The organism is Microbacterium sp. Beta, from assembly GCF_005502545.1.
Lineage (GTDB): Bacteria > Actinomycetota > Actinomycetes > Actinomycetales > Microbacteriaceae > Microbacterium > Microbacterium oxydans.
Genome location: NZ_SCOG01000021.1, coordinates 50,554 through 62,172, shown reverse-complemented (window position 1 = coordinate 62,172; position 11,619 = coordinate 50,554). Strand labels below are relative to the sequence as shown.

The following is an 11,619-nucleotide window of genomic DNA, read 5'->3' as shown; positions in this document are numbered from 1 at the left end:
CGCAGCTCCCGCGTATCCCCCGGCAGCACCGGCCGCGGGGTAGCCGGCCGGTGCTGCCGGGGGATACGCGGGAGCTGCGGGAGGATACGTCGGAGCCGCCGGAGGATATGCGGGTGCGGCTGGCGGCGGGAACGCGCCGGCCGGGAAGTCCGTTGCCGGAGGCGCCGGCACCGCGGGCGGCAGAGGCGGTTCGGAGGGCACGGCGCCGGACGGGGGAGGCAGCTGCGGATCGGTCACGACCCCCATCCTAAGGCGAGCGTCAGACGCGCCGGAGCAGACCCACCCGGTCGTACACGTTCGAGAGCGTCTCGTCGGCGACGGCGTCGGCGCGTGCGGCGTTCTCGGCGAGGATGCGGTCGAGCTCCGCGGGGTCGTCGAGCAGCTCCAGAGCGCGCGCGCGCACCGGCTCGAACTCGTTCACGACGACCTCGGCGAGACCCTTCTTGAAATCGCCGTAGCCACGACCGGCGTACTCATCCTCGATCGCCGGGATCTGGCGTCCGGTCAGCGCCGCGTAGATGGTCAGCAGGTTCGAGACACCGGGCTTGTTCTCGCGGTCGAAGCGCACCGAGCCCTCGTTGTCGGTCACCGCGCGCATGACCTTCTTCGCCGACTTCGCCGGGTCATCGAGCATCCACAGCACGCCGGCGTCGCTCTCGGCCGACTTCGACATCTTGGACGTCGGGTTCTGCAGGTCGTAGATGCGCGCCGTCTCCTTCTGGATGACCGGCATCGGAACGGTGAAGGTCTCTCCGAACCGCGAGTTGAAGCGCTCGGCGAGATCGCGCGTGAGTTCCACATGCTGCTTCTGGTCATCGCCGACCGGCACCACGTCGGTCTGGTAGAGCAGGATGTCGGCGGCCATGAGCACCGGATACGTGAACAGTCCCACGCTCGTCGAGTCGGCTCCGTAGCGCGACGACTTGTCCTTGAACTGCGTCATCCGCCCGGCCTCTCCGAAGCCGGTGATGGTGCTCAGGATCCACGCCAGCTCGGCATGCGCGCGCACATGGGACTGCACGTACAGGGTCGACAGCGACGGCTCGATGCCCGCGGCGATGTACTGCGCAGCGGTGCGGCGCGTCTTCTCGCGGAGCTCTGCCGGGTCCTGGGCCACCGTGATCGCGTGCAGGTCGACGACCGAGAAGTAGGCGTCGTAGGAGGTCTGCAGGTCCCGCCACTGGAGCAGCGCGCCGATGTAGTTGCCGATCTGGAGGGAGTCGGCGGAGGGCTGCATTCCGGAGTAAAGGCGAGGTCTCGTCACGGGATCAATCCTATGCGGTTCGTGCGGTGCCCCTACGATGGGCGCATGGCCTCCGCATCTCCCCGTCAACGGTCGCGGAAGGATCGGGCCCTCTACGTCGAGGTGCTGATCCGGGCTCCCCTGGACGAGGTGTGGCGGCTCACCCAGGACCCGACCTCGCACGTGCGATGGGATGCGCGTTTCACGGACATCGCGCCGCAGCGCACCAGGGCGGACGGAGCACAGGAGTTCCGATACGAGCTCGATCTCCGGCTGCACACCATCCGCGGGACCGGCATCTCGCTGGCGACGAAGGAGAGCGCTGCGGGGGAGCGCACCTCCGCGTTGCTGTTCGATACCGAAGACGCGTTCTCGCCCCTGGGCACAGGGCGCGGATACTGGCGGTACGTGCCGACAGAGGACGGCGTGCGGTTCCTCACGGGATACGACTACGCCCCAGGATGGGGCTGGATCGGACGAGCGCTCGATCCGCTCATCACCCGACGCTTCGTCTGGTGGCTGACCGCGAGGAGCTTCGACCGTCTCCGGCTGTGGGCCGAGGCGGGGATCCCGCCCGAGCAGACGAGTGGATGGAGGTCGTTGCGCCGAGGCCGACGTCCCCGTGCCCGCAATTGCCTCTCGCGCCCGCCCCGACATGGCGGACGCACCATCATGCAGGACGCGCCCGAGTCGCTCGAGGCCATCGGATGAGCGCGGGGCGGGGGATCTTCGAGCGTGCGCTGGGAGACGATTTCGCCCGGCTCCACCCCCAGCTGCAGCGACGATTCGGGGTCGGGGTGGATGCGGGATACGGCTGCATCGGACGCGGCGTGATGTCAGAGGTGCGTCGCGGACCGTGGTGGACGTTGCCTTTCCTGCTGGTCGGCACCTTCCGCAACATCCTGTTCCCCGAGCGCGGGAGCGAGGTGCCGTTCCGTATCGACAACCACGCGTATATCGACGACTTCGGGCGCGAGACCGTGACCTTCGTGCGGACCATGGATGTGCGGCCGGGGCGACGCCGCCGGTTCGACGCGACCATGATCTACAGCGACGCCCGTCGGAGGGTCGTCGACTACCTGGGCACCCATCAGCACCTCGCCGTCGACCTCGACCTGGAGGTGACCGACGACGGCGCACTCCTGCTCACCTCGGGTGCACAGCGCTTCTACGAGGGGCGGTTCGCCTTCCGGTTCCCGATGCTGTTCAGCGGTCGCGCCAGACTCGTCGAGCGCTACGACGATGAGCAGGAGCGGTACCTCATCGACCTGGAGATCCACAACGACGTCTTCGGGTTCCTGTTCGGCTACCGAGGCGCCTTCACGTGCGAGTTCGTCGAGGGGCCGGCACCGGCGACCGTGAAGCCCTACCGCGAGGAGGTGAGGGAGTGACCGCGCGCGGTGCGGCCTTCCTGGAGGCGCTGGGCGAGGAAGCCGAGCGGCTCCACCCCGAGATCCTCGCGCAGATGCGTGTCCACGCGGATCCGGGGCGACCGGACCTCGACAGCGCCGACGGCGTGTTCACCGTCGCCGGCAGCAGGTTCGGCCGGCTCTCCGTTCTCGCTCGCCCCGTCGTCGGGCCCGGGCTGCTCGTCACCCGGCTCGCGAGGCATGTGCCGTTCCGGATCGAGACCGCATCGGCACGCACATCCTCGGGCCGGGCCGTGCTCGCCACCGTCCGCGAGTTCCGCTTCCCCGGTGCGACGCAGTATGTCAGGGATCGGCTCTTCGCGACGGGGCATCCTGGGCTGGTCCAGAACGCACTGGGCGATCGAGGCCGGGTCGAGATGCTCGAGCATTGTTCGGTGACGTCGGACGGCGCGCTACGGATGCGCACTCGTGCCGTCCGCCTGCGGTTCGGGCGGTTGCGCATCCCACTGCGTGGACCTCTTCGCGTCGACGTCGATCTCGTCGACGGCTGGGACGAGGTCCACGGTCGTCGCACGATCGACATGCGGGCAGTGAGCCCCCTGGCGGGAACAGTGCTGGAGTATCGCGGCTGGTACCGCTACGCGCCCCGCAACGGCCACGCCGTCACGGATGGCGACGGCGTGGCCGGCTCCGATCAGTAGCGGTAGTCGACGACCACCGGCGCGTGGTCGCTCCAGCGCTGATCGTAGGCCGCGGCGCGCGCGACGTGATAGCTCTCCACGCGCTCGGCAAGAGCGGGCGTCGCAAAGTGGTAGTCGATGCGCCACCCGGAATCGTTGTCGAACGCCTGCCCACGCATCGACCACCAGGTGTAGGGGCCCTCGACCTCCCCATGGAATGCCCGGCCGACGTCGATCCAGCCGAGGCCGGTGCCGACGGTGCCGTCGACACCCGATACCTCTGTACCCGCCTCCCCGAGGAACCGGTCGAAGTAGGCGCGCTCGCGGGGCAGGAAGCCCGCCTTCTTGCGATTGCCGCGCCAGTTCTTGATGTCGAGCTCACGGTGGCCGACGTTGAGGTCACCGGTGACGAGCGCCAGCGCACCTTCGGTGTTGAGTTCGCCGAGACGGGTGCCGAAGGCGTCGAGGAACTTCCACTTCTCATCCTGCTTCGGAGTGTCGGCCTCTCCGGAGTGCACGTACGCGCTCACGACGGTGAGGGGGCGGTCGCCGATCAGGTAGTCGGCCTCGATCCAGCGGCCCTTGGAGTCGAAGTCGTCGGGGCCGAAATCGGTGCGCGAGGCGAGCGCGGGCGTGCGGCTGGCGATGGCGACGCCTGCCCGTCCCTTCGCGGTGGCCTCGTCGTGCACGAACGACCACCCGGGAAGCGCGGCCTCCAGATGCTCATCCTGGCCGCGGACCTCCTGGAGCGTGAGGATGTCGACGCCCGCCTCGTCCAACCAGGAGCTCATCCCGTTGCGAGCCGCCGCTCGGATTCCGTTGACATTGACCGAGGCGATACGCAGATGAGGCATGGTGCCCAGCCTAACGAGGGTCGCCGACATCCCGTCCGGAGCGGTGGTTCAACTCGGCCAGCAGGCGTCGCGCGAGCGGTGTGCTCATGTCCGCCGCCGGGGGAGGGGAGGCCTCGAGGTCGTGAAGTTCATCCTCCGCATCGCGCAATGCCCGTCCCGCGGCCCATGCCCGATACCAGGGCGCGTCGAGTCGGGTCGCACGGGCGTCACGTACGCGGATGCGGGCGGCGGTCAGGAGGGTCTGGTACTCGGCCACGCGGCGTTCCGCTTCGGTCTGCTCCAGGAGGGGCTGATCGCGATCCTGTGCGGCGACCGCGATCCAGGACGAGGCGACCAGCATGACCACGCCGTTGATGCGGAACCAGAGCAGGAGACCGATGAAGATGGCGAACGTGGCGAGCAGCGGGTTGGAGGGCGTGTAGCTGAGGAGGAAGCCGGCACCGAACTGCAGGATCGTCATCGCTCCACCGCCCAGGAGAGCGCCGGGCCAGATCGTCCCCCAGTGCAGGGAGGTGCCGGTGAGGAAGCGGACCATGGCCGCCAGCGCGCCCGACATCAGCGCGAACGACACGATGACCGCGCCGACGCGGATCAGGATGACACCGTTGGAACCGGAGTCCCAGCCCAGGAGGCCGAGGAGCCAGCTCAGGACGGCGGCGCTCGCGGAGCTGAGGATCGATCCGGCCACCAGCGAGGCTCCGAAGATCACCGCGGCGAGGAGGTCGCGCGCCTTCAGGATCACGTAGCTGCGGCGATCGGGCGGCAGGCCGAAGATGTCTCTGGTCGCGCGCCGCGAGAAGGTGACCCAGCCGATCGCCGTCCAGATCACGGTGCCCAGGGCGATCAGACCGGTGATGCTCAGCACACCGGTCGTGCTCGAGGCGATCTCCTGCACCTGCTCCGGTGTGATCACCCCGCCCTCGGGCTGGATGAGGTTCGGTATGTAGCTGTTGATCATCGCGATCAGACCGTTCACCGCGTCTTCACTGCCACCGAGCCAGAGACCGGCGATCGCGAAGGCGAGGTAGATGGCCGCGAAGATCGCGAACAGCGCCTGGTAGCTCACGCCCGCGGCGAGGAGGAACCCGTTGTGCTGGAGGAAGTGCCGCCACACGCGAACGGGGAACAGCCCGAGAGTGCGCTGCGTGAGCGCTGAGGCGCGTTCGACAGCGGCATCGAGACGACCAGACTCGGTCGTGGAGCCATCGGGATCAGCCACGGTCCCACCTTATCCAAGCGTCGTGTTCATCCCCGCCTCCGCCATCTCCACATGCGCCGTCTCAGGCAGAAACGCGAGAACAGGCGGCTCCGGAACGGAACCGCCTGTCCTCGCGTGATCGCCTGATACGGCTCGTGCGGGCGAAGCCCGGTCAGGGGCGGCCGCGCAGGACAGCCTGCTTGACCTCGGCGATGGCCTTGGTGACCTCGATGCCGCGGGGGCACGCCTCGGAGCAGTTGAAGGTCGTGCGGCAGCGCCAGACGCCTTCCTTGTCGTTGAGGATGTCGAGACGCACGGCGGCGTTGTCGTCGCGCGAGTCGAAGATGAAGCGGTGTGCGTTGACGATCGCCGCCGGGCCGAAGTACTGCCCGTCGGTCCAGAACACGGGGCACGACGAGGTGCACGCGGCGCACAGGATGCACTTGGTGGTGTCGTCGAAGATCTCGCGGTCGGCGATGGACTGCGTGCGCTCCTTGCCCTTCTCCGGAACGGAGTTCGCGACGAGGAACGGCTGCACCTCGCGGTACGAGGCGAAGAACGGCTCCATGTCGACGACGAGGTCCTTCTCCAGCGGCAGACCCTTGATGGCCTCGACGTAGATCGGCTTCGAGATGTCGAGGTCCTTGATCAGCGTCTTGCAGGCCAGACGGTTGCGTCCGTTGATGCGCATGGCGTCGGAGCCGCAGATGCCGTGGGCACAGGAGCGGCGGAAGGTCAGCGAGCCGTCGACCTCCCACTTGATCTTGTGCAGGGCGTCCAGCACGCGGTCGGTGGAGTAGAGCTCCACGTCGTAGTCGACCCAGTGCGGCTCGGAGTCGACCTCGGGGTTGAACCGGCGGATGTTGAAGGTGACGATGAAGGACTGGATGCCGGTCTCTTCGGTGGTGTCGGCAGGTGCCTCTGCGATGGCGGTCGACATGCTCAGTACTTCCTCTCCATCGGCGGGTAGTTGAACTCGCCCTGCTCGTTCTTCGTGAAGACGACGGGCTTCCAGTCGAGCTTGATGTGATCGCTCGGCGTGGACGAGTGCGGGTCGCCGGTCAGGTAGGCCATGGTGTGCTTCATGTACTTCTCGTCGTCGCGCGTCGGGAAGTCGTCGCGCATGTGTCCGCCGCGGCTCTCCTGGCGGTTCTGCGCGGCGTAGACCACGACCTCGGCGATGTCGAGCAGGAAGCCCAGCTCGACGGCCTCGAGCAGATCGGTGTTGAACCGCTTGCCCTTGTCGTCGACGTGGACGTTGAGGTAGCGATCGCGCAGTTCCTTGATGACGCCGAGCACGTGCTCGAGCGACTCGTGCGTGCGGAACACCTGCGCGCCCTTGTCCATCTCGTCCTGCAGCGTCTTGCGCAGCACCGCGATGCGTTCGGTGCCCTGGTTGTTGCGCAGACCCTCGATCATGCCGGACACGAAACCGGCCGGGTCCTCCGGCAGCGGCACGAACTCGGCGGTCTTCACATACTCGACGGCCTTGCGACCAGCGCGCTTGCCGAACACATTGATGTCGAGCAGCGAGTTGGTGCCGAGGCGGTTGGCGCCGTGCACCGAGACGCAGGCACATTCGCCGGCGGCGTACAGGCCGGGAACGACGGTGTCGTTGTCGGCGAGTACTTCGGCGTCGTTGTTCGTCGGGATGCCGCCCATCGCGTAGTGCGCGGTCGGCATCACGGGGACCGGCTCGACGACGGGGTCGACGCCCAGGTAGGTGCGGGCGAACTCGGTGATGTCCGGCAGCTTGGTCTCGAGCACCTCGGCACCGAGGTGCGTGCAGTCCAGCAGCACGTAGTCCTTGTGGGGACCGGCGCCGCGGCCCTCCGCGACCTCCTGGACCATGCAGCGCGCGACGATGTCACGTGGGGCGAGGTCCTTGATCGTCGGGGCGTAGCGCTCCATGAAGCGCTCGCCCGAGGCGTTGCGGAGGATGGCGCCTTCTCCTCGCGCTCCCTCGGTGAGGAGGATGCCGAGTCCGGCGAGGCCGGTCGGATGGAACTGGAAGAACTCCAGGTCCTCGAGCGGGAGGCCCTTGCGCCATACGATGCCGACGCCGTCGCCCGTGAGGGTGTGCGCGTTCGAGGTGGTCTTGAAGATCTTGCCGAAGCCGCCGGTCGCGAAGATCACGGCCTTGGCCTGGAAGACGTGCAGCTCGCCCGTGGCGAGGTCGTAGGCGACGACACCGGAGACCTGCGTCTTGCCGTCGGCGTCCTTCACCGTGAGGAGGTCGAGCACGTAGAACTCGTTGAAGAAGTTGATGCCGAGCTTCACGCAGTTCTGGAACAGCGTCTGCAGGATCATGTGGCCGGTGCGGTCGGCGGCGTAGCACGCGCGGCGGACCGGGGTCTTGCCGTGCTCGGCCGTGTGACCGCCGAAACGGCGCTGGTCGATCTTGCCCTCGGGGGTGCGGTTGAAGGGGAGGCCCATGTTCTCGAGGTCGATGACCGCGTCGATGGCCTCCTTCGCGAGGATCTCGGCTGCGTCCTGGTCGACGAGGTAGTCGCCGCCCTTGACGGTGTCGAAGGTGTGCCACTCCCAGGAGTCCTCCTCGACGTTCGCGAGGGCCGCCGCCATGCCGCCCTGCGCCGCACCGGTGTGCGATCGCGTCGGGTAGAGCTTGGAGATCACGGCGGTCTTCGCGCCGGGGCCGGCCTCGATGGCGGCGCGCATGCCCGCCCCACCGGCTCCCACGATCACGATGTCGAACTGGTGGTAGTGCACGCCGTCTCGGACGACGGAATCCTGCGTCTCGGTAGTCACTTCTCGTATGCCTTCTTCTAGTTCCCGACGATCGCGGCGCATTCGGACCAGAGGACGCTGTCCTCGGTCACACCCAGGCACGGGTCGAACGTGAAGACCACGAGCGTGCCGAGGATGATGAGCAGGCCGGCGGCCAGCCCGAGCGCCCAGACCAGCGACTTGCGCGCCGTGCTGTTCGTCACGTAGTCGTTGACGATCGTGCGCATGCCGTTGGCGCCGTGGATGAGGGCGAGCCACAGCATGAGCACGTCCCACCACTGCCAGAACGGCGTGGCGAACTTGCCCGCGATGAACGCGAAGTCCAGTGCGTGGATGCCTTCGCCGACCATGAGGTTGACGAACAGGTGGCCGAAGATCAGCACGACGAGCACGACGCCCGAGACGCGCATGAAGATCCAGCCCCACTTCTCGAGGTTGACCCCGCGGCGACGGCGGGCCGGAGCGGCGGCGACGGTCTGTGCGGACATCAGTGTCCCCCTCCGAATCCGGCGAACGCGAGCATCAGGTGGCGGGGCACGAAGCCGGCCATGATGATGCCCCACACCAGCAGGACGCCCCAGAACAGCTGACGCTGGTACTTGGCGCCCTTCGACCAGAAGTCGACGGCGATGATGCGCAGACCGTTCATCGCGTGGAACACGATGCCGGCCACGAGCACGACCTCGCCGAGGGCCATGATGGGGTTCTTGTACGTGCCGATGACGGCGTTGTACGCCTCCGGCGACACCCTGATCAGCGCCGTGTCGAGCACGTGCACCAACAGGAAGAAGAAGATGGCGACTCCGGTGATGCGGTGAAGCACCCACGACCACATGCCTTCGCGACCCCGATAGAGGGTGCCGCGGGGGGTCTTTGACGTGGTTTCCGAAATCGACGGTGTCAAGCGGGCGCTTGTGGACACGGTCGTCCTCCCTGGATCGATGTGAACCGGTCGCGTGCGCTCAGGCACGCCCGATCGGTGTCCATCCTATTCCTGTCAGATCACTGGGAGCGACGAAGGGGAGCCTAAGTGTCTCGATGTCGAGATGTTCCGTGCGGCTACCCTGGGCAGGGTGAGTGCACCCATCGAGGATTTCTACGCAGTGATTCCGGCCGGCGGTATCGGCAGCAGGCTCTGGCCGCTGTCCCGGGCCGATGCGCCGAAGTTCCTGCACGACCTGACCGGCTCGGGGCATTCGCTGCTGCGTGACACCTGGGATCGGCTCATCCCGCTCGCGGGGGAGGAGCGGATCGCGGTGGTCACCGGGCGCGCCCATCGAGCCGCCGTCGAGGCGGAGCTGCCGGGGATCCCCGATCTGAACGTCTTCCTGGAGTCGGAGCCGCGTGAGTCCGCGGCTGCGATCGGACTCGCCGCGGCGATCCTGCATCGCCGGAATCCCGACGTCATCATCGGCTCGTTCAGCGCTGACCACGTGATCCGGGGGACGCGCGTGTTCGAATTCGCGGTCCGCGACGCCGTCGAGGTCGCGCGGGAGGGCTACATCTGCACGATCGGCATCACCCCGACCGAGCCGGCGATCGGGTTCGGCTACATCAAAATGGGGCCGGAACTCGTGGTCGACGGCGCGCGCGAGGCCGCTCTCGTGGCGAACTTCGTCGAGAAGCCCGACCTCGAGACGGCGAAGGAGTACATAGCCGACCGCGGCTACCTCTGGAACGCGGGCATGTTCATCGCCAAGGCCAGTGTGCTGCTGGACGAGCTCGCCGCGAACGAACCGGAGCTGCACGCCGGCCTGCTCGAGCTCGCCGAGGCCTGGGACGACCGCGAACGTCGAGGGCCGGCTGTCGACCGGATCTGGCCGCGTCTGAAGAAGATCGCCATCGACTACGCAGTCGCCGAGCCCGCCGCGCGGCGCGGACGTCTCGCCGTCGTCCCCGGTCACTTCGACTGGGACGATGTGGGCGATTTCGCGTCGCTCACCAAGCTCATCACCAATGGCCGCAAGAACGATCTCGCGGTGCTCGGCCCGAATGCACGCGTGCTCACCGACGGCGCGAGCGGGATCCTGGTCAGTCAGACGACACGCGTCATCAGCCTGGTCGGGGTGCAGGACATCGTCGTGGTCGACACCCCTGACGCCCTGCTCGTCACCACGGTGCAGCACGCGCAGCGGGTCAAGGGCGTCGTCGAGTCGCTCAAGCTCACGGGACGCGGTGACGTGCTCTGACACGTGCTCCGATGAGCAGGTGCTCACGCTCATCGGCTGTCTTGATTTCAGCTTGGTAACCATTGGCCAGCACGTGCGGCGCCGGCGTGCACAAATACCGAAACACTAGGTAACTTTGATCGATCCGCGATGGCCGCGGTTTCGTTGAGGGAGGCATCAGTTGACCATCTCCACCACCAAGAAGCTGCTCGGCGTCACCGTCGCCGCTGGCGTCGTCTTCGCACTCGCCGGTTGCGGCCAGGCACCGACCGACAAGCCCGCCGGCTCCGGCGAGCCGGTTGCCTCCGACTTCCTGCCCTGCCTCGTCTCCGACGCCGGCGGCTGGAACGACAAGTCGTTCAACCAGTCCGCCAAGGAGGGCATGGACAGCGCCGCCGAGGAGCTGGACATCAAGCCGCTCGAGTTCGAGTCGGCCAATGACAACGACTACGCGCCGAACCTGGAGACCGCCGTCTCCGAGGGCTGCTCGCTGATCGTCTCCGTCGGCTTCAAGCTGTCGGCCGCCACGGTCGAGTCCGCGCTCGCGAACCCCGAGATCGACTACGCGATCATCGACGACTGGGCCGACAACGACTTCGACGGCAACGTCGACGCTCCGAACATCAAGCCGCTGGTCTTCGACACGGCTCAGGCCGCCTACCTCGGTGGCTACGCCGCTGCGGCCTGGTCCGCGCAGAGCGGTGTCAACAAGGTCGGCACCTTCGGTGGAATGCAGATCCCGTCGGTCGCCGTGTTCATGGACGGCTACCAGCTCGGTGTCGAGAAGTACAACGAGGACAAGTCGGCCGCGGTCGAGGTCTTCGGTTGGGACGAGGCCACGCAGAAGGGCTCCTTCACCGGTGGCTTCGACGCGAACGACACCGCCAAGCAGACCGCGCAGGGCGTGCTCGACCAGGGCGTCGACGTGATCCTCCCGGTCGGCGGTCCCGTGTACCAGAGTGCCGCGGCCGCGATCGCGGACAGCGGCAAGGACACCCTGATGCTCGGTGTCGACAGCGACCTCGCCGTCGCCGACCCGCAGGTCGCCGACATCACGCTCGTCTCGATCATGAAGGCGATCGACGTGGCTGTGAAGGACGCGACCCTCGCCGCTGCGAAGGGCGAGTTCGACCCGGCTCCCTACGTGGGCACGCTCGAGAACGAGGGCGTGAAGCTCTCCGGCTTCGGCGACTTCGAGTCGCAGCTTCCCGACGGCCTGATGGACGAGCTCAAGACCCTGCAGGAGCAGATCGTCTCGGGTGACATCAAGGTGGAGTCCCCGAACTCCCCGACGGCCAAGTAGATCCGTCGCAGTTCCCGCACGGGGCGAGTGGTGAGCAGTACGCCACTCGCCCCGT

General features: G+C 67.4%; 12 protein-coding genes and 1 pseudogene. 5 read left to right on the top strand and 8 right to left on the bottom strand.

What is annotated here, in order from left to right; translation table 11 throughout:
* Nucleotides 1-237 (bottom strand): annotated as a pseudogene (locus FFS56_RS20705) (hypothetical protein); the annotation flags it as partial.
* 22 nt (nt 238-259) lie between these two features.
* A complete protein-coding gene (trpS, locus tag FFS56_RS16355) occupies nt 260-1,264 on the bottom strand; it encodes a tryptophan--tRNA ligase (protein ID WP_082108702.1) in 1,005 nt (334 codons plus the stop codon).
* Between the two features lie 45 nt (nt 1,265-1,309).
* On the opposite strand from trpS, the gene FFS56_RS16350 reads away from it, so the two are divergent.
* The 3 genes from FFS56_RS16350 to FFS56_RS16340 are packed head-to-tail and all read left to right on the top strand — an operon-like array spanning nt 1,310 to nt 3,314.
* The gene (locus tag FFS56_RS16350) at nt 1,310-1,954 is read left to right on the top strand and encodes a hypothetical protein (protein ID WP_082108703.1); all 645 of its coding nucleotides are present in this window, start codon (nt 1,310-1,312) and stop codon (nt 1,952-1,954) included.
* The gene (locus tag FFS56_RS16345) at nt 1,951-2,634 is read left to right on the top strand and encodes a DUF4166 domain-containing protein (protein WP_046748932.1); all 684 of its coding nucleotides are present in this window, start codon (nt 1,951-1,953) and stop codon (nt 2,632-2,634) included. The genes FFS56_RS16350 and FFS56_RS16345 overlap by 4 nt, the downstream gene beginning before the upstream one ends.
* Nucleotides 2,631-3,314: a DUF4166 domain-containing protein gene (locus FFS56_RS16340; protein ID WP_046748933.1), complete on the top strand. Its 684-nt coding sequence runs from the start codon at nt 2,631-2,633 to the stop codon at nt 3,312-3,314. The genes FFS56_RS16345 and FFS56_RS16340 overlap by 4 nt, the downstream gene beginning before the upstream one ends.
* On the opposite strand, the gene FFS56_RS16335 is transcribed toward FFS56_RS16340, so the two are convergent.
* The 6 genes from FFS56_RS16335 to sdhC all read right to left on the bottom strand — a co-directional run bounded on the left by FFS56_RS16335 (nt 3,308) and on the right by sdhC (nt 9,015).
* On the bottom strand, nt 3,308-4,147 hold the full coding sequence (locus tag FFS56_RS16335) for an exodeoxyribonuclease III (protein WP_171011032.1): 840 nt from the start codon (nt 4,145-4,147) through the stop codon (nt 3,308-3,310). The two genes, FFS56_RS16340 and FFS56_RS16335, sit on opposite strands and share 7 nt — an antisense overlap.
* 10 nt (nt 4,148-4,157) lie before the next feature.
* On the bottom strand, nt 4,158-5,366 hold the full coding sequence (locus tag FFS56_RS16330; protein WP_127011951.1) for a YihY/virulence factor BrkB family protein: 1,209 nt from the start codon (nt 5,364-5,366) through the stop codon (nt 4,158-4,160).
* Nucleotides 5,367-5,517: 151 nt separating this feature from the next.
* Nucleotides 5,518-6,285: a succinate dehydrogenase iron-sulfur subunit gene (locus tag FFS56_RS16325; protein ID WP_058631793.1), complete on the bottom strand. Its 768-nt coding sequence runs from the start codon at nt 6,283-6,285 to the stop codon at nt 5,518-5,520.
* 2 nt (nt 6,286-6,287) lie between these two features.
* Nucleotides 6,288-8,114, bottom strand: a complete 1,827-nt coding sequence (sdhA, locus tag FFS56_RS16320; RefSeq protein WP_046748937.1) for a succinate dehydrogenase flavoprotein subunit — start codon at nt 8,112-8,114, stop codon at nt 6,288-6,290.
* Nucleotides 8,115-8,131: 17 nt separating this feature from the next.
* Nucleotides 8,132-8,581: a succinate dehydrogenase hydrophobic membrane anchor subunit gene (locus FFS56_RS16315; protein ID WP_046748938.1), complete on the bottom strand. Its 450-nt coding sequence runs from the start codon at nt 8,579-8,581 to the stop codon at nt 8,132-8,134.
* Nucleotides 8,581-9,015, bottom strand: coding sequence for a succinate dehydrogenase, cytochrome b556 subunit (sdhC, locus tag FFS56_RS16310; RefSeq protein WP_072591539.1), 435 nt, complete (start codon nt 9,013-9,015; stop codon nt 8,581-8,583). Before sdhC ends, FFS56_RS16315 begins: the two co-directional genes overlap by 1 nt.
* Before the next feature lie 151 nt (nt 9,016-9,166).
* On the opposite strand from sdhC, the gene FFS56_RS16305 reads away from it, so the two are divergent.
* Both FFS56_RS16305 and FFS56_RS16300 read left to right on the top strand, forming a co-directional pair.
* On the top strand, nt 9,167-10,282 hold the full coding sequence (locus FFS56_RS16305; RefSeq protein ID WP_127011952.1) for a mannose-1-phosphate guanylyltransferase: 1,116 nt from the start codon (nt 9,167-9,169) through the stop codon (nt 10,280-10,282).
* 160 nt (nt 10,283-10,442) lie between these two features.
* On the top strand, nt 10,443-11,564 hold the full coding sequence (locus tag FFS56_RS16300) for a BMP family ABC transporter substrate-binding protein (RefSeq protein ID WP_058631796.1): 1,122 nt from the start codon (nt 10,443-10,445) through the stop codon (nt 11,562-11,564).
* Nucleotides 11,565-11,619 lie beyond the last annotated feature (55 nt).

Excerpts from the sequence above, each read along its gene's own strand:
- FFS56_RS16350 (WP_082108703.1), top strand. The coding sequence starts at position 1,310 with ATGGCCTCCGCATCTCCCCGTCAACGGTCGCGGAAGGATCGGGCCCTC.
- FFS56_RS16315 (WP_046748938.1), bottom strand. The coding sequence starts at position 8,581 with ATGTCCGCACAGACCGTCGCCGCCGCTCCGGCCCGCCGTCGCCGCGGG.
- FFS56_RS16325 (WP_058631793.1), bottom strand. The coding sequence starts at position 6,285 with ATGTCGACCGCCATCGCAGAGGCACCTGCCGACACCACCGAAGAGACC.
- FFS56_RS16345 (WP_046748932.1), top strand. The coding sequence starts at position 1,951 with ATGAGCGCGGGGCGGGGGATCTTCGAGCGTGCGCTGGGAGACGATTTC.
- FFS56_RS16335 (WP_171011032.1), bottom strand. The coding sequence starts at position 4,147 with ATGCCTCATCTGCGTATCGCCTCGGTCAATGTCAACGGAATCCGAGCG.